The following is a 21,999-nucleotide window of genomic DNA, read 5'->3' as shown; positions in this document are numbered from 1 at the left end:
GTTCAGGCCGCCTCGGCCCGCCGCTCCAGCGCATCGCGATTGCTGATCGTGATCGCGCGGCCGCCGGGCAGGCGAATCAGCCCGGCTTCCTTCAGCTTGGTCAACTGGCGGCTGACGGTTTCGATGGTGAGGCCGAGCACGTCGGCGATCTGGCCGCGGGTCAGCGAAAGATCGAAGGTGGCGGGGCCGGTGGGCGTGGCGCGGCAGCCGGCGCTCGCCGCGCGCACCTCCATGTCGAGCAGGAAGCCGGCGACGCGTTCGGAGGCGGATTTGCGCGCAAGCGTCAGCATGCGGTTGCGTGCTTCGTTGAGGGTCTGGAGGGTGCGTTGCAGCAACAAGCGTTCCATGCGGACATGATCTTCCAGCACGCGCTGGAAGGGCAGGCGCGGGAACACGCACAGCTCCGCGTCGGTCAGCGCGGTGATCGAGAAGTCGGCTTCTTCGCGATAGGGCTGGCCGACGAAGTCCGCGGGATAGAGCAGGCCGACGATCTGTTCGCGGCCATCGCTGGTGGAAGCCACCATTTTCATGACGCCGCTCAACAGGTTGGCGCAGATGAGATTGTCGTCGCCCGCCCAGATCAGGGTTTCGCCGCGGGCGATCCGCCGCTTCTGCCCGAGGCTGTTGAGCGCGTCGAGCTCCCGATCGTCCAGGCTGCCGCACAGGGCGTGGTCGCGAACCGCGCAGTCGGCACAGATGTCGCTCAGGGCCATGGCATCTGCATAGCCGCGGCGCAGCGATTTGTCGCCTATCCTATGGTTGAGGGCCGGCTGCAAATCGCACCCGGCCCCGATAGAGGTCTGCATCGTGAATGAGCGGATTATCGGCCTGCCGGGGCGTCATCCTCCACCGGCAGATGGAATTCGTGCCAGATCCCGTTCAGGATCCCGAAGCCAACGGCAAGGCCGAGGCCAAGTACCCAGGTGAAATACCACATGGCTCGTGCTCCTCAGTAGAAGTCGGGGTTGGTGCGGACATCCTGCATGGTCACGCGGCCGAACATCACCTTGAACGCCCAGGCGGTGTAGACGAGCACGATCGGCAGCAGGACGGCGGTGACGAACAGCATGATCCCGAGCGTCTTTTCCGTCGAGGAGGCGTTCCACACCGTCAGGCTGGAATGCGGATCGATGCTGGACGGCAGGATATAGGGGAACATCGAGCAGCCGACCGTGGCGATGATGCCGAGCGCCGACGCGGAAGACCCCGCGAAAGCGAGCGGCTCGGACCCGCGACGGATGCCGATGAGGGCGGCGATGGCGCCCAGGAAGCCGAGCGCGGGCGCGATCGCCATCCACGGATAGAGCCCGTAATTGGCGAGCCAGCCGCCGGCGGTCGCCTCGGTGGTGGAGCGCAGCGGATTGGAGGGACCGAACGGGTCGACCGGCCCGACCAGCCGGTAGCCGATGTCGCCATAGGCGACGAACAGGAAGCCGCCGGCGAACAGCAGGATGGAAGCGATGGCGGCGATGCTGCCGAAGGCGCGGGCGCGGTCATGCACCGGGCCATGCTCCACCTTGATCGACAGCCAGGCCGCGCCGTGGAGCACCAGCATCGCGACGGACAGCAGGCCGCACAACAGGGCGAACGGGCTGAACAGGCCAAGGAAGCTGCCCTCGTAAAAGGCGCGCAGATCGCTGTCGATGCGGAAGGGCGCACCCAGCAGCACGTTGCCGACCGCGACGCCGAACACCAGCGCCGGGACGAAACCGCCGATGAACAGCGCCCAGTCCCACCGGCTGCGCCACGCGGCGTCGGGATGCTTGGCGCGATATTTGAACGCCACCGGCCGCAAGATCAGCGCGGCCAGCACGACGAACATGGCGAGATAGAAGCCGGAGAAGCTGATCGCATAGACGAAGGGCCAGGCGGCGAAGATCGCGCCGCCACCGAGGATGAACCACACCTGGTTGCCTTCCCAGGTGGGGGCGATCGCGTTGATCGTCATGCGACGCTCCTCATCGCCCTTTGCGACGAAAGGGAGCAGGGCACCGACGCCAAGGTCGAACCCGTCGGTGAGCGCGAAGCCGATGAGCAGCACGCCCAGCAGCACCCACCAGATCACGCGCAAGGTTTCATAGTCGAACATGGTCCCGTTCCTTCTGTCAGGCAGCGGCGGGGAGGGGGTGGGCAAGCGGCGCGGGCGCCGGCTCGTGCTGCGGCTCGCCATCGTCCGGCCCATGCCGGATGGTGGCGAGGATCAGCCGGATCTCGATGACGGCGAGCGCACCGTAGAGCGCGGTGAAGCCGATGATCGTCGTCCACAACGCGGCGCGGCTGAGCGAGCTGTTGGCGAGGAAGGTGGGCAGTACGCCCTCGATCGCCCAGGGCTGGCGGCCCAGTTCGGCGACCACCCATCCCAGTTCCGTCGCGATCCAGGGCAGCGGGATCGCCGCCACCGCGAGTTTGAGGAACCAGCGGGCCTCCATATGCTTGCGCAGCGAGCAGAGCACGAAGGCGGTTGCGAACATCGCGATCATCAACAGCCCGATCCCGGCCATGATGCGGAATGCCCAGAACATCACCGGCACGTCGGGCACCGTATCCCAAGCGGCCGTCTTGATCTGCGCGGGGGTGGCGTTGCGCGGATCGGCCATGTGGCGCTTGAGCAGCAGCGCATAGCCCAGATCGCTCCGGTGCGCCTCGAACTGCGCGCGCGCCGCCAGGTCGGTCGGGTTGACCTTGAGCGTCTCGACCGCGTCGTAGGCGACGATGCCGGACGCAATGCGATCCTCGGCCTTCAGCACCAGTTCGGACATGCCGGATACGGTACCGTCGAGGCTGCGCGTGGCGATCAGCCCAAGCACCCAAGGGATCTTGACCTCGTAGCGCGTCGTCTGGCTGGCGAGGTCCGGAATGCCGACGATCGTCAGGCCCGAGGGCGCTTCCTCGGTGTGCCAGGCGGCCTCGATCGCAGCGAGCTTCATCTTCTGGTTGTCGGTGAGCGCATAGCCGCTCTCGTCCCCCAGCACGACGACCGACAGCGAGGCGGCGAGGCCGAAGGCGGCGGCGACGGTGAAGGAGCGCCGTGCGACGGGCACGAACCGGCCCTTGAGCAGCCAGAAGGCGGAGACGCCGAGCACCAGCACCGAGGCGATGACATAGCCCGCGCTGACGGTGTGGACGAACTTGGCCTGGGCGATCGGGTTGAACAGCACTGCGCCGAAATCGGTCACTTCCATGCGCATCGTCTCGGGATTGAACGCCGCGCCGACCGGGTTCTGCATCCAGCCGTTGGCGATCAGGATCCACAGCGCGCTGAGATTGGTGCCGAGCGCGACGAGGAAGGTCACGATCAGATGGCCCAGCTTGGACAGCCGATCCCAGCCGAAGAACATGATGCCGACCATCGTCGCCTCGAGGAAGAAGGCCATGAGCCCCTCGATCGCGAGCGGCGCGCCGAAGATGTCACCGACATAATGCGAGAAATAGGACCAGTTGGTACCGAACTGGAACTCCATGGTGAGGCCGGTGGCGACGCCCAGCACGAAGTTGATGCCGAAGATCTTGCCCCAGAAGCGGGTGACCGTCCGCCAGATCGGCCGGTTCGTCATCACATAGACCGACTCCATGATGACGAGCAGGAACGACAGCCCGAGCGTGAGCGGTACGAAGAGAAAATGATAAAGCGCTGTCAGCGCAAATTGCAGGCGCGACAGGTCTGTGACCATCTCGTCCATGGTTATACTCCCCGAGGGGCTTGAAATCGGCCCTGAAGGCCTTCCGCCTAGGAGCACGCCAACCGCGCGACATTGATCGCGGTCAAAGCGCCGGCCTTCGGTTCGGGCGAGCGATGGCGCATGGAGATGAAGGCACAGGCCGGCGCGGATGCGCGGGCAATCCGACTGCAGCGCGCGGCCTGGCTGCGCGGCGCGAGCCGGCAGGGCAGCGTGCAGCCGGTGGCGGCGCTGCTGCTCGATACGGTGGCGGCGATCGGTTTCGCCGGCGGCATCGCCGGCGCGGTCGCGTCGATCGATCGCGGGCTCGTGGCGGTGCTGCCCTGGCTGCTGCTCATTGCGGTGTCCGCGCTGTTGCGCGGCCTGTTCGCGATGGCGGCGGTGCGCATCGGTGCGCGCGGCGGCGAACGCGCCAAGCAGGTCGTGCGGGCAACGGTGATCGACGGCGCCATCCGCCGCGCGCCGGGATCGGCGCTGACCACGGGGATGCTGGCAAGCGCGGTGGTCGATGAGGTCGATGCGCTGGACGGCTATGTCGCGCGCTTCGTGCCGGCGCGGACGGCGGCGGCGCTGGCGCCGCTGATCGTGCTCGCCGCGATGGCCTGTGCGAGCTGGTTCGCGGCGCTGATCCTCGCTGCGACCTTGTTGCCCTTCATCGTCGCGCTGGCGCTGGCCGGCGGTGCCGCAGCCGACGAGTCGCGCCGCCAGTTCGTGGCGCTCGCGCGGCTTTCGAGCCGCTTTGCCGATCGCATCCGCGCGCTGCCGGTCGTGCTGGCGTTCCGCGCCGAGGCGCGCGAGGCCGAAGGGATGGGGCAGGCGGCGGACGACCTCGCGCAGCGGACGATGCGGGTGCTGCGGGTCGCCTTCCTCTCCTCCGGCGCGCTCGAATTCTTCGCAGCGCTCTCGGTCGCGCTGGTCGCGGTCTATTGCGGCTTCACCCTGCTCGGCCTGCTGCCTTTTCCGGCGCCCGAGACGCTGAGCCTGGCCGAAGCCTTCTTCGTGCTGGCGCTCGCGCCCGAATTCTATGCGCCGATGCGCCGCCTTGCCGCCGCCTATCATGACCGGCAGGCGGCGGAGACGGCGGCGGACCGGTTGATGGCATTGCCGGCACCCGCTGCGCCGGCCGCAACCACGCTGCCCGCCGCGCATGACCTGGTCTTCCGCAACGTCACGATCCGCTATCCGGACAGCGACTCTGCAGCGGTCGACAACCTGTCCTGCTCGTTTGCGGAGGGGGAGACGATCGCGCTGCTCGGCCCATCGGGTTCGGGCAAGACCAGCCTGCTCCATCTGCTGCTGGGGCTCGCACCGCTGAGCGAGGGCGAGGTCGAGGTCGGCGGCGTGCCGCTCGCCGCGGTTGGCTCGGTGGCGCCGCTTGCCGGCTGGGCGGGGCAGCATCCGCTGATCATTCCGGGCACGATCCGCGACAATCTGCTGCTCGGTCATCGCGATGCCTCGCAGGATGCGCTGTGGCAGGCGGTGACCGCCGCCGGACTGGAGCCGATGCTCGCGCGCCGCGCCTATGGTCTGGCGAGCCTGCTCGACGCGCGCGGCGGCGGGCTTTCGGGCGGAGAGCGGCGGCGGATCGCGCTGGCGCGGGCCTTGCTCAAGCCGGCGCCGCTGCTGCTGCTCGACGAACCCACCGCGCATCTCGATGCCGAGGCGGAGGCGGCGATGATCGCGACGATCGCGCGCAGTTGCCGCACCCGCACCACCGTGATGGCGACCCACAGCGAGCGGCTGGCCGCCATCGCCGATCGGGTCGTGCGGCTGGGAGAGGATCGGTGAAGCTCGAGGCTCTGCTCGCGGCCGAGCGGCGGCGCGAGGCGCGGCGGCTCGCGCAGGCGGCGCTGTGCGCGGCATTGGTCGCGGCGGCTTCCGTGGTGCTGCTCGGGCTTTCCGGATGGTTCATCACCGCGGCGGCGGTTGCGGGGGCTGCCGGCCAGGCGGTCGCGCAGACGTTCAACTATATGCTGCCCTCGGCCGGTATCCGGCTGCTCGCGATCGTCCGCACCGGCGCGCGCTATGGCGAGCGGCTGGCGAGCCACGATGCCGCACTCGGCGCGCTGGCGCGGCTGCGCCCGGCGCTGTTCCGCGCGATCGCGGCGTCTCCGGTCGCGGGCGCGCTGGCGCTGGGCCGCGGCGATGCCACCGCGCGGCTGATCGGCGACGTCGATGCGATCGAACTGCGCTTCGTCCGCCGATCCGGGCCATGGGGCGCTGCCGCAGCGCTCGCCTCGGGGGTGGCGCTGACCTGGCTCGGCGGCGTCGCTGCGGCCGCAGCGACGGCGGCGTGCGTCGCGCTGCTGCTGGTCGTCGCCGACCGGCTGTGGCGCAGGCAGGAGGAACGGGGCCGGGCGGTGCAGCAGGCGCAGGGTGCGCTGCGCGAGACCTTCACGACCTTGAGCGACGCCGCCCCCGAACTGCGCTGCTACGGCCTCGAGGATTGGGCCGCGGAACGGATCGCGACGGCCGGCGATGTGCTGGCCGCCGCGCAGCGCGCGCAGGCGCGCCTCTCCGCGCAGTTCGAACTGCTCCACGCCAGCGCGATCGGTGTCGCCGCCAGCCTGGCGCTGCTGCTGTCGATCGGCGCTGGCGCACCGATCGCGGCGCTGGCCGCGCTCGCCGCGGCGATGACGGTGGATGGCGCCGCCCCGGTGATGCGGGCGATGATCGAGCGCGGCCGGCTGCGCGAGGCCGAGGAGCGGCTCAGGGCGCTGTTCGATGCTGCCGGGACGGAAGCGATCGAGACCATGGCACCGATGGCACCGACGGCACCGGCCGGCATCACCATCGGCGCGCCGATCGGTTGCCGGCTGGAACCGGGCGAGCGGCTCGCGTTGGTCGGGCCTTCCGGGGTCGGCAAGACGACGTTGGTCGAGACCTTGCTCGGCCTGCGCGACGCCGCGCCCGGCGCGGCCAAGATCGGCGGGATCGATGTCGCGGCGATGGGGGGTGCGGCACAGCGGCGACACTTCGCCTGGGCGCCGCAGGATGCGATGCTGATCTCGGGCACGGTGCGCGACAATCTGACGCTCGCCGCGCCCGACGCCGACGATACCACCCTGTGGGCCGCGCTCCACGACGCCGCGCTCGACACGCGAATCCGGGCGCTGCCGGGCGGGCTCGACGCATGGGTCGGCGAGAATGGCGAGCGGCTGTCGGGCGGCGAACGGCGTCGGCTGGCGCTCGCGCGCGCCTATTGCGCCGATGCGCCCTGGCTGCTGCTCGATGAACCGAGCGAGGGCGTCGATGCCGGGACCGAGGCCCTGCTCGCGGCCCGGCTCGACACGAGGCTGCGGCGGACGGGGCAGGGGCTGCTGCTGGTCAGCCACCGGCCCGGCATGGTGGCGCTGTGCGGACGGCGGCTGGTGCTGAACGGCGATGCGTTGCCGGCATGCCTTTCGCTGGTGGCCTGATCGGCAGGTCCAGCCACTGCCCGCTGCCGGGTCGCAGCACGCGCGCTTGACGAATAGGTAAAGCACGGGCGAACTGTGCCCAACGGCGCGCCGGCAATCGTGCGGTGGCGACCGACGCGGAGGAGAGCGAGCATGACCGACCATATCGTGGTGGGGGCGGCGGATGGTGTGTTGACGCTGGTGATGAACCGTCCCGACAAGAAGAATGCGCTCACCGACGCGATGTATGGCGCGCTCGCCGATGCGATCGGGCAGGCGCAGGATGATGCCGCTACGCGCACGATCCTGCTGCGCGGGGAAGGAGACATGTTCACCGCCGGCAACGATGTCGGCGAGTTCGCGCAGGTCGCCGCCGGCGGCCCGCCGCGGCCGCACGTCGGCCGTTTTCTCAAGGCGTTGGCCGGCAACGCCAAGCCCCTCGTCGCCGCGGCGCAGGGCAGGGCGGTCGGCATCGGCACCACGATGCTGCTTCACTGCGATCTCGTCGTGCTCGCCGAAGAGACGGTGCTGACGACGCCCTTCGTCAACCTCGCGCTGGTGCCCGAAGCCGCGTCCAGCCTGTTGCTGCCTGCGCGGATCGGCCATGCGCGCGCCTTCGCGATGTTCGCGCTGGGCGAGCCGGTTTCCGCCGAAGAGGCGCTGGCCTGGGGGCTCGCCAATCGGGTCGTTCCCGCAGCCGATCTGCTGCCGACCGCGGCCGCCTTCGCCGCGCGGCTTGCGCGTCAGCCTATGGGCGCGGTGGTCGCGACCAAGCGGCTGATGCGCGATGCCGCCATCGTGGCGGCGCGGATGGATGCGGAAAACATGCTGTTCGGTGCGCGCCTGCAGACCGACGAGGCGCGGGAGGCGTTTACAGCTTTTGCCGAACGCCGGGCACCGGACTTCGGTCGGTTCGGTTGATCGCCGAGGCGCGTGTGCCTCGGCCAACCGTTCACACCTGGATATCCGCGCCCCTGAGCCTCCGTATCAGGGAATAGCGCGTGGATCGCTCGCCGGGACGCTTTCCTCCGGCGCCTCGGCCCGCGCGCGGTCGCGCTGTTCGCGGCGGTCCGCAACAGGCCGTCCGGCAAGCCATAGCGCAAGATTCCGGACATAGCGGCGGATCGCCCGCTGCGCCTCGGGCGATCCTGCGATGCCCGATCCCGGCGGTTCGCTGACGAAGCTCGGGCAGCCCGCGGCCGGATCCCAATTATAGTCGACGAAGTGGTGGAAGGTGGATTCGGCGACCGCCGGGCCCGCCTCCGCCATGGGCTCGAACGCGACCGCGATGTTGAACTGCCGGCCGGTCACCTTGCTGGTGCCCGTGGCGATCACCCGCGCGGAGGGATCCTGCGGCGGGGCGCCGACCGCGCCCTCATGCGGGTGCGCGGGCAGATAGCGGATCAGCCCATCGGGCGCGCCGGGATCGCCGAGTAGCGCGTGCGGCGGATCGACGGGGTCGATCCGCTGATAGTCGCCATTGGCGCCCGAATGATAGTTGGGCCACAGGATATAGCCGGTCTCGCGATCGTCGACGATATGGCGGGCCGGATCGGGGTCTAGGTTGCGGCTGTGGAAGAAATGCGCCTCGCCGACGCCGCCCAGCGTGCAGAGCGAACTGCCGAGGTCCATATGGTCGCGCGTCGCCAGCAGGCCGCCGCCGCGCTGGCGGAAACGGCCGATCGCCGCGCAATCATCGGCATGAAGCCCATCGCCGACATCGACCGCGAACAGCCACAGCTGGTCGAAATCGCTCGTGTCGATCCGGGACAGCACCGGATCGGGCGTGCCCGGCGGCGTCCGGTCCCGCGCGGTGACCGCGCACAGCGGCGCGCCATCCCCATCGGTCAGCCCGGCAAGATGGTCGCGCAGCATCGAGAAACGGCCGATATGCCAATCGTCCTCGATCGGCGGGATCGTCGTCTGGAGCAGGATGCGGATCGGCGGTGGCATTGCTGGTCTCCTGCGTATGGCCGTGCCGCGTGCCGACGATATCCGTGTCGATCGTCGCCTGAGGCTATCACCGCACGGCATGTGCATCCAGCATCCCTGCCGGAAACGGGCATGTGCAGGGCATGGCCCAATCGGCCGGCAGAGGGAATGCGCTCTGGGGCGGGGAAAACCCCGACGATGCTATGGTTCACGCGATGCGCGCGCTCACAACGCGATGATGCCGCGCCGCACCGCGACCGTCACCGCATGCGTCCGGTCCGCGACGTCGAGCTTGGCGAAGATGTTCTTGAGGTGCGCCTTTACCGTTTCCTCGGAAAGGCCGAGCGCGCGGGCGATCTCCTTGTTGGCCTTGCCCACCGCCACCAGCCGCAACACCGCCACCTCGCGCGCGGTCAGCGCATCGTCGGTGACGTGCAGAGCGATTTCGGCGGCGACATCGCCATGGATGTGACGCCGGCCGCGATGGACGTCGTGGATCGCCTCGATCAGTTCGGTCCTGAGGCTGCTTTTGAGCAGATAGCCCGTCGCCCCGGCCTTCAGCGCGCGCACCGCCTGCACATCGCCGGCATAGGTGGTGAGCACGAGGATGCGCGCATCGGGGAAGTCGGCGCGGATCGCCATCAGCGCCTCGAGCCCGTTCATCACCGGCATCTGCAGGTCCATCAATGTGACGTCGGGCCGAAGCGCGCGAAACTGCTCGATCGCCTCGGCGCCGTTGCGGGCCTCGCCGGCGACGACCATGTCGGGGCGATCCTCGACGATCGCGACGACCCCCTCGCGCAGCATCGGATGGTCGTCGACGAGCAGGATGCGGATCGGCGGTGCGGCGGGATCAGCCATGGTCGGCGTCCTTGTTTCGGGAGAATGGCAGCGGGAACAGCCGGCGACGCGACCTGTGGTCGGCATAGGCGAGGCGGGCGGGCAATGTGATCGTCACCGCCGCGCCCATGCCGGGCTTGCTTTCGATCGAGCAGGTGCCGCCGATGCGCGCGGCACGCTCGTGCATGCCGACAAGCCCGAAATGGCCCGGCTTGCGGCCCGCGGCGCAGACGTCCGCCGGCATGCCGACGCCATCGTCGCAGATCTCGACGCCCAGTTCGCGGCGGGAGAAGCGGATGGCGATCTCGACCGCGCCGGCGCGGGCGTGGCTGACGATGTTGAACAGCGCCTCGTCGGCGATGCGGCCGAGCTCGACCGAGACGAGCGGATGCACCGGCCGTGGCCGCCCTTCCACGACGATGCGCACATGCACCGCGGCATCGAAGCCGACGCCCTCGGCCCGCTCCTTCAGCAGGCCGGGCAGGTCGCTCGATCCATCGCTGACCCGAAGATCCTGCACGCGGTTGCGGCCTTCGGTGATGACGTCGTCGGCACGCCTCAGCGCCGCTTCGAGGTGCGCGCGGCCGTCCTCCTCCGGCGGCATCCGGTTGGCGACCGACTGGAAGCGCAGCACGAGTCCCTGGACGCTTTGCAGCAACGTGTCATGGAGTTCGCGTGCGATGCGCTCACGCTCGCCGAGCCGTTCTTCCAGCCGGCTGCGGATGCGGCCGGCGACCTGTGCCAGCCGCAGCCTGTAGAGCAGCCAGCCGAGCAACAGCAGCACGAGCGCGCAGGTCGCCAGGAACCAGCGCGACTGGACGAAGGTCGGCGGGATTTCGAACGCCACCGCCGCGCCCTCGCGGTTCCAGATGCCGGCCTCGTTCGCGGCAATGACGCGGAAGCGATACTGGCCGGGCGGCAGGTTGGTATAGAAGGCCTGGCGGCGCGTTCCCGGATCGAGCCAGTTCTTGTCGAACCCGTCGAGCCGGTAACGCACCGCCACCCGCCGCGGGTCGGCGAAGCTCAGCGCGGCGAAGTCGATCTCTATGCTGGGCGTGCCCGCGGCGAGCGTGACCGAGGCAGGATCGCGGAACACATCGCCGTTGGCGATGATGGACGTGATCTCGACGGGAGGGGCCAGGGTGTTGCGGACGATATGACGTGGGTCCATCCACATCGTGCCGGTCTCGGTCGCCACCCACAGCCGCCCGTCCCCGCCCTGCACCAGCGCGAGCTGGCTTTTGGAATGAGGGCGGCTGACCAGCCCTTCCGCGGCGCCGAGCGCGAGGACCGGCGGCGAGAAGGACGGGTCCGTGAGGGCGCGGGCAAGGTCGGTCGACCGCATCCGCACCAACGCCTTCGGGTAGGCGAGCCAGGTGTCGCCATCGTGCGTCTGGACCATGCCGTTGATGCGGCTGTTGTCCGAGGCGGGATGCGCCCGACGGCGCTCGATGCGCCCGTCATGGAAACGGCTGATGCCGAAGGCACCGGCGGCATAGATATCGCCCTGGTTGCCGGCATGCAGCGTCACCACGCCGCGCTCGGCATTGCCGAAATCGATCGGGCGCAGTGTCGGCGTGCCGCCGTCGAGCCAGGCGAGCGCGTTGAAGGACCATTGGACCACCAGTCGCCCGGTGGAATCCCGCACGAGGGTCGTCGGTGTGAAGCCGTCGGTGCGGGTGGCACCATACATGCGTTCCCAGCGGCCTTGGCGGTAGCGGTGGAGCCCGCCGGCAGCCGCGGAGATCCAGAAGTCTCCTGCGGCATCGAACGCGCAATCATAGATGATGCTGCGGACTTCGGGACGCGGGAAGGTGCGGCGGACCCGACCGTTCTGGAGGATGAGAATGTGCGTGCCGAAGCCCACCCAGATCGCACCGTCGGGCGCCTCGCACAGGCTTTGCGGTTCGCGGATGTCGGTGAGGATCGCGACCGGATCGCCGCCCGGACGGACGCGATAGAGCGTGCGCGCCTGCCCGACATAGACGCTGCCGTCGCGCGCAACCATCAGCTTGTCGCCGAAAGCGGCCGGGGCGGTGAGGCGCGGTTCGAAGCGCAAGGTCGACGGACGCAGCCGGTCGAGCCCCTTCTCGGTGCCGATCCAGATATTGCCCTCGCGATCCTCGAACAGCCGGTTGGTCACGTCCGAGGACAGGCCGTCGCTGGTGCGGAAATGCTCGGGCGCGGCGCCTGGCGCGGCGCCCGTGGCGATGCGCTCGAGGCCCGCATAGCGCGTCGCGAGCCACAGATTGCCGCTGCGATCGAACATCGGCGCGCCGCGAATCTGGGCGTCGTCGGTGGCATAGGGTCTGCCCGGGCGATCCGGCGTGCCGCGTCCACCGGGGCCGGTCAGCGCGTAACTGCCGCCGCGTTCGGAGAGCCAGACGCGTCCTTCCGGATCGAGCGACAGCCGGCCATTGGCGCGTGGCGTTTCGCGTACGAGCGAGAAGCGCTTGGCGCCCGGCGTCATGCGGATGATCGAGTTGCACAGCGATACCCAGATCGTGCCGTCGGGGGCGACGAGCAGGCTGAGCGCATCGTCCCGCGGAACGCCATGCTCCGCGCCGAAGCGCTGCCAACGGCCCCCGGCGACGCGGAGCACCTCGGCGCTGTGGCTGGCCGTCAGCGCCCATATCGCGCCGTCTCCGGCCTCGGCAAGATCCATGATCCATTCGGGTGCGGCCGGTGCGGCCACGCGCAAGCGCCCCTCGCGGTAGACGAGGAACCTGCGCGAGCGCCGCGGCGTGACCCAGATGTCTCCGTTGCGCGCGGCGATTACCGCGGTTGGCGGATCCTCGCTGCCGGCGGCATCGCCCGCGCGGATCGGCTCGAAGCTGATACCGTCGAAGCGAAACAGGCCTTCGGCGGTGGCGAGCCAGATGAAGCCGTCTCGCCCCTGCGTCATGCCGAGCACCGGCGCCGGCACCTCATTGCCGCCGCTCCAGCGATAGTGGACATAATGCGCGAGCCGTCGGCCGGGATCGGCCTGCACCGCGGGCGGCTGCGCGAGCAGCGCCAGGGCAAGCGAGATCCCGATGAGCCGCATCGTCCCGTTCAGCAAACTGTTCCGGCCTTTCCCGAAGCCTTGTCCCGACGCGCTCCCATTCCGCGGCAGCGGCGATGGATGCTACCCCCGAATGGGGGATAGAGACATACCCGCAACGAAGGCTGGCCCGGCATCCGGCGGATGCTATCGCCGGCACGTGGCGAAGCTGATCATACGTTTTCCGGACGGCGCGCCCGGCATCGCGGCGCTGCTGATGCGCTGCTCCTGTGCGCTCATGGCCTTTCCCGCGCTTGCCGGGATATTGCCTCCGGAAACGCATGGCTGGCTGGTGGCCGTGCCGGCCGCGCTGATGGCGTTCGGGTTCGTGGCCGGGTTCGGCACGCGCGTGTCGGCGTTGCTGCTTGTCGGAACGCTGGTTGCGGATCTTTCCTTCGTCTCCGGAGAGGCCATTCCGCTGCGCCTCGCCGCCGCGGTCGCCGCTGTGGCGCTGGCATTTCTTGGGCCCGGCGCCTTTTCGGTGGATGCCCACCGCTATGGTCGCAGGGTCATCCGCCTCGAACCGCGCTCCCCCGATCGGGGAGGCTCCGGGTAACCGGTCTTGGGATTTCGTTTCGGCATGCACCATGAAAACATCGGACATCCGCCGTCGCTACCGCTGGGAGAGCACAGGATGAGCATCGGATTGCAGATGAGCCCCGCGAGCACGCGATCGGCACCGCCGCGCGCTGGCGATCTTGCCCTTCGTCGGGTGACGATGGGGCAGGACAGCCCGCTGGTGCTGATCGTCGACGATGATGGCGCGGTGCGCAGTGCGCTGATGGAACTGATGGATTCGGTCGGGCTGGAAGCGATCGGCTTTGCATCGGCACGCGATCTGCTCGAACGCGACATTCCCGATCGTCCCTGCTGCCTGGTGCTTGACGTACGCATGCCGGGATCGAGCGGGCTCGATCTCCAGCAGCATCTGGCATCGTCGGGCAAGCCGCGGCCGATCGTGTTCCTGACCGGCCATGGCGACATTCCGATGAGCGTGCAGGCGATGAAGGCGGGAGCGGTCGATTTTCTCACCAAGCCGGTGCGCGATCAGTCGCTGCTCGATGCGGTCACGACGGGGATCGAGCGCGACATGGCGTATCGCGCCGGCGCGCGGGTGAAGCGGCAGCAGGCCGATCGCCATGCCACCTTGACGGCGCGCGAACGTCAGGTGTTGCGCCAGGTCGCCAATGGGCGCCTCAACAAGCAGATCGCGTTCGATCTCGGCATTTCCGAGGTGACGGTGAAACTCCATCGCAGCAGCGTGATGCGCAAGATGCAGGCGACCTCGGTGGGTGAGCTGATCCGTGCCTGGGATCTGCTGCCGGAGGAGCTTCGCGATCCGGTGACCTAGACCATGGGATGGTTACAAATCCAACGGGTTTCGGCGACATCGCGGGGTGGCCATACCGGCCGCATCGTTAAGGGCCCACCGCGTGTCGATACCGCCCCTGATCGCGATCGTGGATGATGATGAAGCCGTTCGTGAGGCGTTGTCGGACCTGCTGCTCGTTGAAGGCTTTGCCGCCGAGACGTTCGGAGGGGCGATCGCCTTCCTGAAGGATCCGACCCCCGAACGTTTTGCCTGCCTGATCACCGATGTGAGGATGCCGGAAATGGACGGGATCGAGCTGCAGCGACGCCTGCGACAGCGCGGATCGACGCTGCCGGTGATCGTGATCACGTCGCTGATCGATGAGGCGGCGCGCGCGCGGGCGATGGCAGCGGGGGCTTCGGCCTGGTTCACCAAGCCCTTCGCCGATGCCGCGCTGCTGGACGCGCTCCACGCGGCGCTGGATGGCGGGGCAGGGGCCACCGCCTGACATGACCGAGGCCTCCCGATCTTTCGCCGGTGCCGAACGGGCGGACCCTGCCGATCCCGGTATCGATCGCCTCCGCGAGATCGACGGGGACGGCACGGCCTGGTGGGCGCTCGACATCTCGGATGCGCGCGCGCTGATCGCGGCCGTCGACGATGGCACGCGATCGGTCGAGTGGGCATCGGCGCTGCTCGCCGCCGTCCGCATCGCCGATGCGGATCAGAACGCGCTGCACGCGCTGGGGCCGCTGGGCGCGCGCTGGCGCATGGTCGGCCAGCCCGTCACCGCCTGTTGGCCCTCCGAGGGATGGGGCGACCTTGCCGAACTGGTCGCCGCCGCGGCCGCCGGCCGGCCGGCGTCGCGCCGCATTTCCACGTCGCTGTTCGACGATGCGACGATCACCGTCTCGGGCAATCCGGCGCGGCCTGACATGCTGATCGTCTCGCTGGGTGGTCGCGTTGCCGACCATCGGTCGTTCTGGTTGGTGCGCGCGTCGGAGCAGCGCTATCGCAGCCTGATCCATCATCTGCCCTGGGCGCTGCTGCAGGTCGATGCCACCGCGATGGCGCCGATCTTCGAGGCGCTGCGCTGCAGGGGCGTGACCGACATCGGCGCGTTCCTGGCCGCCGAGCCCGAAGTGGCGCTCCGGTCGCGCGATATCGTGCGCGTGACCGATGCCAATCTGAAAGCGCTGCAGGTGCTCGGCGTGGAGTCGGCCGATCGGGTGATCGGTTCGGTCGATTTCGTGTTCAGCGCCTCGCCCGAGACCGCCAAGCGCGTGATCAAGGCGCATTTCGATGGCGCGCGCAGCTATACCGAAGTGATGAAGCTGCGAACGTTCGACGGCCGCCTGCGCGACGTGGCATTGACGGTGACCTACCCGACCCCGCCCGAACGGCTCGATGTGTCGATGCTGAGCCTCGACGATATCACGGACCGGCTGCGCACCGACGTGCAGTATCGCCAGCTCCAGGCGGATTATTCGCGCGCGGCGCGGATCTCGATGCTGGGCGAACTCGCAACATCGATCGCGCATGAGGTCAACCAGCCGCTGGCGGCGATCGTCACCAACGCCGAGACCAGCCTGCGCTGGCTGGCGCGCGACGAACCGAACCTCGCCAAGGCGATGCAATTGACGGGGCGGATCGCCGAAAGCGCTCGCCACGCCAGCGACATCGTCAAGCGCGTGCGCGCGATGGCGGCGCCGCGCGCGGCCGAACGCGAGGCGCTGGAACTCAACATCGTCGTGTTCGAGGCGCTGGCATTCGTCCGGCATGAGCTGGAAACGCGTGCGATCGACCTGTCGATGCGGCTGGGCAGCAGCCTGCCGCGCGTGCTCGGCGATCGCGTGCAATTGCAGCAGGTGATCGTGAACCTGATCCTCAATGCCGTCCAGGCGGTGGGCACGAAGGGGCGGATCGAACTGTGCACCGCGCCAGACCCGCACGATGGGGTGGCCTTCACGGTCCATGACAGCGGTCCAGGCATCGCGCCGGAGTATCTCGATCGGATCTTTCAGAGCTTTTTCACCACCAAGGATGAGGGCGTGGGCATCGGCCTGGCGATTTGTCAGTCGATCATCACCGCGCATGGCGGCACGATCGGCGCGGCGAACCATCCGGATGGCGGTGCGCGCTTCCGCTTCGTGCTGCCCGTCGCCGAGCGGGCACCCTAGCCTCGGGGAGAGGTTGCCTTGCCTTTCGGCGAGCATCGCCTGGCTCTGCGCACGATGCCGTCGCCGCGCGCTTTCGGCGATGCTCCACTTCGTCGCGGGGCTGCATGCCCCCCCCCTTCGGAACGTACGCAAGCAGAGGATAGGGTGATGAAGATCGTCGTGATTGGCGGCACCGGCCTGATCGGGTCGAAGACCGTCGAATTGCTGAAGGCCAAGGGACACGAGGTGGTTGCCGCTGCGCCCAGCACCGGGGTCGACACGATCACCGGCGCCGGCCTCGCCGAGGCGCTGGACGGGGCGGCGGTCGTCGTCGACGTGTCCAACGCGCCTTCGTTCGAGGATGAGGCCGCGATGCGCTTCTTCCAGACCGCGGGGGAGAATATCGCGGCTGCCGAGCGTGCCGCCGGCATCGGGCACCATGTCGCGCTTTCCGTCGTCGGCACCGATCGTCTGCAGGCCAGCGGCTATTTCCGCGCGAAGCTGGCGCAGGAAAAGCTGATCGCGGCGGCGGGCATTCCCTACACCCTGCTGCACGCCACCCAGTTCTTCGAGTTCGTGCGCGGCATCGCCGCCTCGGCCACCGAGGGCGACGTCGTCCGCCTGCCGCATGCGCCGTTCCAGCCGATCGCCGCGCAGGATGTCGCCGCGGCGGTTGCCGAGGCAGCGCTGGCGGCGCCGGCGAACGGGATCGTCGAAATTTCCGGCCCCGAGCCCTTCTATATCGACGAACTGGTCGGTCGCGTGCTCGCGTTCGACAAGGATCCGCGGCGTGTGGTGACCGATCCGGCGGCGCCCTATTTCGGCGTGCTGCTCGACGAGGGCTCTCTGATGCCGGCGGCCGGCGCCCATGCCGGCAGCACCGGCTTCGACTGGTGGCTCGCCAACGTGCCGCCACCGCCGTCCGGCAAGTAAGGGAGGACCGACGATGCTCAGGCAGAGTTGCATGCTGCTGGCCGGCGTGCTCGGCTTGGCGGCGGTGGCGAATGGCAGCTACATGCTGATCGCCCCCGCCGACTGGTATTTCGCGGTGCCCGGTGTGACCACCACCGGGCCCTTCAACCAGCATTTCATCCGCGACATCGGCATCATATTCCTGTTCCTGGGAGCGGCCTTCCTCGCCGGCATCGCCAGGCCCGCGGCGCGCGTGGTGCTTTGGGGCGGGGCGACATTGTGGCTCTGCGCGCATGCGCTGTTCCACGTCTGGGAGGTCGCTGCCGGCATTTGCGGCGTATCCGCGCTGGCCCGCGATTTCCCGGCCGTCACCCTGCCCGCGCTGATCGGGATCCTGCTGACCTGTTGGGCGATCGGCGATCGCCGGGCAGCCGCCTCGCGCTGAAGCAGGCGAGGTCGGCTGCGTCGTTCAGGGGCAGTTTATGGTGCCGCAGGCACTGCCCGTCGCGAACGGTGTGTCCTTCCCGGCGCGCGCTTGCCAATCCCGGGACGATCGGACATGCACCGGTCGCGAAGGGTGATTGATGGTCGATACGCGGGACTGGGCAATGGACGGGGCGGCGGCACGCCCGACATCGAATGAAGGCGGCAACCACCCGGGGATCGAACCGGGCGCGCCGGCCTGGGCGCGGGCGCCGCGCCGGCGCTCGCCGCTCACGCTGGTGATGGATCGCACCGCGGTGCTGTTCGTCGGCATCGCGGTGGGCGTGACGATCGGCTTCGCGTTCGGCGAACATGGCGGAACCCCGGCGCCGGCGGCGGTCCTGCCGCCTGCGCCCAAGGCGTCGCCGGTCCTCGGCGGCCGGCCGCAGCCCGCCGCGTCGCAGATCGCGATGGACCGGGTGAGCCCCGCCGTCGCGCGGTCTGCCGCGGCCGGGCGGCCGGTGAGGATCGGCGTGTTCGGCGACAGTTTCGGCGTCGGCCTGACCCAGGGGCTCTACCTGCAGTTCAAGGGCGACAAGGGCTATGAGGTCGAAGGGTTCGCCAGGCAGGCGACCGGCTTCACCCGCTATGCCAAGCTGAACCTGCTGGACGACATCCGTAGCAAGATCGACGCGGAGCCGGTGGATGTGGCGGTGATCTCGTTCGGTGCGAACGACACGTTCGACATCTATGCCGATGGCGTCGCCGCCAAATATATGACGCCCGAATGGCAGAAGATCGTCGGCGACCGCGCCGAGGCGATCGTCAGGCTGCTCAAGGATCGCGGCATCGCCGTCTACTGGGTGGGGCTGCCCAAGATGCGCGAGCCCGATTTCGAGGCGAAGGTCGCGCAGATGAACGCCTTCTATGCCACCCGCATGCAGGCCTTGGGCGTGCCCTTCATCGATACGGTGCCGCTCAGCGTCGATGGCGATGGGCAATATACTGCACATCTCACCGACCCCAAGACAGGAAGAAGCGAACTGGCCCGCGCCAATGACGGAATCCACATGGCGACGGGCCATGCCTATTCGCTGCTGACCAAAGGTCTGACGACGCGCATCCGCAAGAGCGTCGAGATCGCCCGCGCCGAGGCGGGCCGTCCGGCCCCCGGTGCGGAACCGGTCGAGGAGCGCACCAACTGATGCGGCGGATTGCAGCCATCGCCGCCGCGCTGATCGCGGCGGCGTCATCGGTGACTCCGGTCGCCGCGCAGGAACAGGCGGAAGCGACCGCGCAGGCGGCGGCGCGGGATTGCGGACCGCGCCTCTGCTATGCCCGCAACCTCGAACCGTTCTTTGCCGCGCTCGACGATGCGCGCAGCAATGCGCGCCGGCCCGTCCACATCATGCAGGTCGGCGACAGCCACACCGCCGGCGACATGATCTCCAACGGCTGGCGGGTGCCGATGCAGGCCCGGTTCGGCTTCGGCGGGCGCGGCATGCTGGCGCCGGGCCGGCCCTATCCGGGCGTCATCACCTTCGGCGTCACCCAGGCGATGTCGGCGGGATGGACGGTCAACGCCAATTTCGGCAGGGGCTGGAACAGCGCGGGCGCGCCGATCGGCATCGCCGGCTTCTCGCTCACCACGGCCGGTGGCGACGAGCGGATGGGGGTGACGACCGATACGCCCGACCAGAATTTCGATCGCGTCACGGTGTGCGGCGTCCGCCGCGCGGGCGGCGGCAGCGCGATCATCCAGTTGGGGGCGAAGACCGAACGGCTCGACCTGTCGGGCAGCCAGGGCGGTGCCGCCTGCAGGACGGTCGACAGCGACTGGCGCCAATCCGCCGCCCAACTCACCACGGAAGGCAATGGCGTCGTCACCATCACCTCCTTCGCCACCTTCGTGCGCAAGGGCGGCGTGGCGGTCTCCAACCTCGGCGTCAGCGGGTCGCAGCTCACCCATCTCGGCCGCGAGGACGACCGCGTCGTCGCCGACGAACTGGCCGAGTACAAGCCCGACCTGATCGTACTCGCCTTCGGCACCAACGAGGGATTTTCGCAGGCGTTGACGCCGGCGGTGTTCGAGGTCGACCTGCGCGCGCAGGTGCGGCGCCTGCGACGGCTGGCGGGGCGCGAGGTGCCGATCCTGCTGATCGGCGCGCCCGATGCCGGCACCAGCAATGTCGCGCTGGCGCGCAACTATGGCAGCCCGGTCGCCTGCCCGGGCGATCCCGGCTGGTACACGCCGACCCTGCTCTCGGCGATCCGCGAGCGTCAGCGCATCGTCGCGCGTGACCTGAAGCTCGGCTTCTGGGATTGGAATGCGGCGATGGGGGGCGCATGCGCCGCATCCACCTGGCGCAAGGCCGATCCGCCGCTGGTGCGCGGCGATCATGTTCATTTCACCCGCGCCGGCGGCGGCCGCATCGGATCGATGATCTTCTCGGATCTCGACGCCGCCTATGCGCGCTTCGCTGCGTCGCGTCCGCGGTAACGGCGGGCGAGGGGCGGGGGGTGCTGTTTCCGACGGCCAGCTTCGGGCTGTTCTTCCTGGGCGTGTTCGCGCTCGGCTGGGGAACGCGGCGTTCGCTCGAATGGCACAAGATCGTACTGCTCGTGGCGAGCTGGATCTTCTACGGGGCGTGGGACCGGCGCTTCGTCGCCTTGCTCATCGTCAGCGGCTTCCTCAACTGGGGCGCCGCGCGGCTGATCCTGCATTATGACGAGGAGGAACGGCCGCGCCGACTGGTGCTGATCGCCGGCGTCGTCGCCAATCTCGGCATTCTCGGCTGGTTCAAATATTACGGCTTCTTCATGGAGCAGTTCGTCGAGCTGCTCCATGGCCTCGGCTGGCAGCGGGACGTGACGATCATGCAGGTGGTGCTGCCGGTCGGCATCTCCTTCTTCACCTTCCAGGGGATGAGCTACCTGATCGACATCTACCGGCGCGAGACGCGGCCGGCGCGGTTGCTCGACATGGTGCTGCTGATGTCCTTCTTCCCGCATCTCGTCGCAGGCCCGATCGTGCGCGCCTCGCACCTCGTGCCGCAGCTGGAGGCGGGGCCGAAGCTCGACCGCGGCATGGCGGCGATGGGTTTCCTGCTGATCGTCTGGGGGCTGTTCAAGAAGTCGATCATCGCCTCCTACCTCGCCACCGAGTTCGTCGATCCGATCTTCTTCGATCCGGCGGCGCATGGCAGCTTCGACCTGATTCTCGCATCCTATGGCTATGCCGTTCAGATCTATTGCGATTTTTCGGCCTATAGCGACATGGCGATCGGCCTCGCTGCGCTGCTCGGCTATCGCTTCCCGATCAACTTCAACCAGCCCTATCGCGCCGCCTCGCTGCAGGATTTCTGGCGCCGCTGGCACATCAGCCTGTCGAGCTGGCTGCGCGACTATCTCTATATCGCGCTCGGCGGCAGCCGCCACGGGCCGGCGCGGCTCTATCTCGCGCTGATGACGACGATGCTGCTCGGCGGGCTGTGGCACGGCGCGAGCTGGAACTTCGTGATCTGGGGCGCGATCCACGGCGGCGTGCTCGTGCTCGAGCGATTATGGCGCCAGCATCGGCCGGCGGGGCTGCCGACGCTGCCGACCGCGCTCGGCATCCTCATCACCTTCCACATCGTCACGCTGGCCTGGATCTTCTTCCGTTCGGCCAGCTTCGAGGCGGCCAGCGCCTATCTCGCCGGCATCGCCGCGCTCGATTTCAGCCGCGGTACGACCTTGGCGCCGCTCGGGCTGGTGCTGATCCTGTTCGGCCTTGCGCTGCACGCCTTCCCGCCGACGCTGATCCAGCGCGTCGCGCTGATGCTGCGGCGCTGGTCGCCGTTGATGCTGGGGCTGGCGATCGGCGCGACGATCCTCCTGGTGGATTCGATGCGCCCCGAGGGTGTCGAACCCTTCATCTATTACCAGTTCTGATCGGGAGGCGCGGTCTATGCCACACACGGAATTCGCCTCGCCGGTCGATCTGCCGCCGGAAGAGGGTGGCGCCGGCGGCCGGCAGGCGCTGCGCTGGACGACGGTGGTGATCGTGACGGCGGCGACGCTGCTGGCGCTGTTCAACGCCACGGCGCTGCGGGGCTGGGCGCAGGATCTGCCGCCGGGGCCGGTGAGCGAGCGGATATTGACCGCGGCGGAAGGCTGGTACGGCCTGACCGACGCGGCCGGGCTGACCGCGCCCGGCAAAACGATCCGCGCGGCCTATGACAGGGTCAAGGCCGCGCGGTTCGGAGGTGCGGATCAGGAGAAGGCGGAAGGGGCCGCGGCCACCCGCTGAACGCCGGCACCG

At 68.9% G+C, this 21,999-nt stretch carries 20 protein-coding genes; 13 read left to right on the top strand and 7 right to left on the bottom strand.

Annotated features, from left to right (window positions below; genetic code table 11):
* Nucleotides 1-2 precede the first annotated feature (2 nt).
* From NX02_RS11990 to NX02_RS11975, 4 genes are all read right to left on the bottom strand, one after another.
* Nucleotides 3-713, bottom strand: coding sequence for a Crp/Fnr family transcriptional regulator (locus tag NX02_RS11990; RefSeq protein WP_039997448.1), 711 nt, complete (start codon nt 711-713; stop codon nt 3-5).
* Between the two features lie 107 nt (nt 714-820).
* On the bottom strand, nt 821-937 hold the full coding sequence (gene cydX, locus NX02_RS31525; RefSeq protein WP_025292430.1) for a cytochrome bd-I oxidase subunit CydX: 117 nt from the start codon (nt 935-937) through the stop codon (nt 821-823).
* Between the two features lie 12 nt (nt 938-949).
* Nucleotides 950-2,089, bottom strand: a complete 1,140-nt coding sequence (gene cydB, locus NX02_RS11980; protein WP_025292429.1) for a cytochrome d ubiquinol oxidase subunit II — start codon at nt 2,087-2,089, stop codon at nt 950-952.
* Nucleotides 2,090-2,105: 16 nt separating this feature from the next.
* Complete coding sequence (locus tag NX02_RS11975) at nt 2,106-3,680, bottom strand: cytochrome ubiquinol oxidase subunit I (RefSeq protein ID WP_025292428.1); 1,575 nt, start codon at nt 3,678-3,680, stop codon at nt 2,106-2,108.
* 126 nt (nt 3,681-3,806) lie between these two features.
* On the opposite strand from NX02_RS11975, the gene cydD reads away from it, so the two are divergent.
* The 3 genes from cydD to NX02_RS11960 all read left to right on the top strand — a co-directional run bounded on the left by cydD (nt 3,807) and on the right by NX02_RS11960 (nt 7,996).
* Complete coding sequence (gene cydD, locus NX02_RS11970; RefSeq protein WP_025292427.1) at nt 3,807-5,465, top strand: thiol reductant ABC exporter subunit CydD; 1,659 nt, start codon at nt 3,807-3,809, stop codon at nt 5,463-5,465.
* Nucleotides 5,462-7,096, top strand: a complete 1,635-nt coding sequence (locus NX02_RS11965) for an amino acid ABC transporter ATP-binding/permease protein (protein ID WP_025292426.1) — start codon at nt 5,462-5,464, stop codon at nt 7,094-7,096. Before cydD ends, NX02_RS11965 begins: the two co-directional genes overlap by 4 nt.
* A gap of 132 nt (nt 7,097-7,228) precedes the next feature.
* Nucleotides 7,229-7,996, top strand: a complete 768-nt coding sequence (locus NX02_RS11960; RefSeq protein WP_025292425.1) for an enoyl-CoA hydratase-related protein — start codon at nt 7,229-7,231, stop codon at nt 7,994-7,996.
* Nucleotides 7,997-8,062: 66 nt separating this feature from the next.
* Here NX02_RS11960 and NX02_RS11955 read toward each other — a convergent pair whose 3' ends face one another.
* The 3 genes from NX02_RS11955 to NX02_RS11945 all read right to left on the bottom strand — a co-directional run bounded on the left by NX02_RS11955 (nt 8,063) and on the right by NX02_RS11945 (nt 12,893).
* Nucleotides 8,063-9,028, bottom strand: a complete 966-nt coding sequence (locus NX02_RS11955; protein WP_025292424.1) for a hypothetical protein — start codon at nt 9,026-9,028, stop codon at nt 8,063-8,065.
* 204 nt (nt 9,029-9,232) lie between these two features.
* Nucleotides 9,233-9,868: a response regulator gene (locus tag NX02_RS11950; RefSeq protein WP_025292423.1), complete on the bottom strand. Its 636-nt coding sequence runs from the start codon at nt 9,866-9,868 to the stop codon at nt 9,233-9,235.
* The gene (locus tag NX02_RS11945) at nt 9,861-12,893 is read right to left on the bottom strand and encodes a sensor histidine kinase (protein ID WP_025292422.1); all 3,033 of its coding nucleotides are present in this window, start codon (nt 12,891-12,893) and stop codon (nt 9,861-9,863) included. Before NX02_RS11945 ends, NX02_RS11950 begins: the two co-directional genes overlap by 8 nt.
* A gap of 157 nt (nt 12,894-13,050) precedes the next feature.
* On the opposite strand from NX02_RS11945, the gene NX02_RS11940 reads away from it, so the two are divergent.
* The 10 genes from NX02_RS11940 (at nt 13,051) to NX02_RS11895 (ending at nt 21,987) form a co-directional block, all read left to right on the top strand.
* Nucleotides 13,051-13,446: a hypothetical protein gene (locus NX02_RS11940; RefSeq protein ID WP_025292421.1), complete on the top strand. Its 396-nt coding sequence runs from the start codon at nt 13,051-13,053 to the stop codon at nt 13,444-13,446.
* Nucleotides 13,447-13,524: 78 nt separating this feature from the next.
* A complete protein-coding gene (locus NX02_RS11935; protein ID WP_025292420.1) occupies nt 13,525-14,241 on the top strand; it encodes a response regulator transcription factor in 717 nt (238 codons plus the stop codon).
* 82 nt (nt 14,242-14,323) lie between these two features.
* A complete protein-coding gene (locus NX02_RS11930; protein ID WP_053000637.1) occupies nt 14,324-14,710 on the top strand; it encodes a response regulator transcription factor in 387 nt (128 codons plus the stop codon).
* A 1-nt stretch (nt 14,711) separates the two neighbouring features.
* Nucleotides 14,712-16,382, top strand: coding sequence for a sensor histidine kinase (locus NX02_RS11925; RefSeq protein WP_025292418.1), 1,671 nt, complete (start codon nt 14,712-14,714; stop codon nt 16,380-16,382).
* Between the two features lie 147 nt (nt 16,383-16,529).
* Nucleotides 16,530-17,294: an SDR family oxidoreductase gene (locus tag NX02_RS11920; RefSeq protein WP_025292417.1), complete on the top strand. Its 765-nt coding sequence runs from the start codon at nt 16,530-16,532 to the stop codon at nt 17,292-17,294.
* Between the two features lie 13 nt (nt 17,295-17,307).
* Nucleotides 17,308-17,718 carry a hypothetical protein gene (locus NX02_RS11915; protein ID WP_025292416.1) on the top strand — a complete coding sequence of 137 codons (411 nt, stop codon included), beginning with the start codon at nt 17,308-17,310 and terminating at the stop codon, nt 17,716-17,718.
* A gap of 139 nt (nt 17,719-17,857) precedes the next feature.
* Entirely contained in the window at nt 17,858-18,901 is a 1,044-nt protein-coding gene (locus tag NX02_RS11910; protein WP_245648833.1) for an SGNH/GDSL hydrolase family protein, read from the top strand.
* On the top strand, nt 18,901-20,196 hold the full coding sequence (locus NX02_RS11905; RefSeq protein WP_025292414.1) for a GDSL-type esterase/lipase family protein: 1,296 nt from the start codon (nt 18,901-18,903) through the stop codon (nt 20,194-20,196). Before NX02_RS11910 ends, NX02_RS11905 begins: the two co-directional genes overlap by 1 nt.
* Nucleotides 20,197-20,216: 20 nt before the next feature.
* Nucleotides 20,217-21,629, top strand: coding sequence for an MBOAT family O-acyltransferase (locus NX02_RS11900; RefSeq protein ID WP_025292413.1), 1,413 nt, complete (start codon nt 20,217-20,219; stop codon nt 21,627-21,629).
* Nucleotides 21,630-21,645: 16 nt separating this feature from the next.
* Complete coding sequence (locus NX02_RS11895; protein ID WP_025292412.1) at nt 21,646-21,987, top strand: hypothetical protein; 342 nt, start codon at nt 21,646-21,648, stop codon at nt 21,985-21,987.
* The last annotated feature ends 12 nt before the right edge of the window (nt 21,988-21,999 follow it).

It is taken from the genome of Sphingomonas sanxanigenens DSM 19645 = NX02 (assembly GCF_000512205.2).
Classification (GTDB): domain Bacteria; phylum Pseudomonadota; class Alphaproteobacteria; order Sphingomonadales; family Sphingomonadaceae; genus Sphingomonas_D; species Sphingomonas_D sanxanigenens.
The sequence above is the reverse complement of the archived record's forward strand: the minus strand, read 5'-3'. Positions and strand labels throughout refer to the sequence as shown.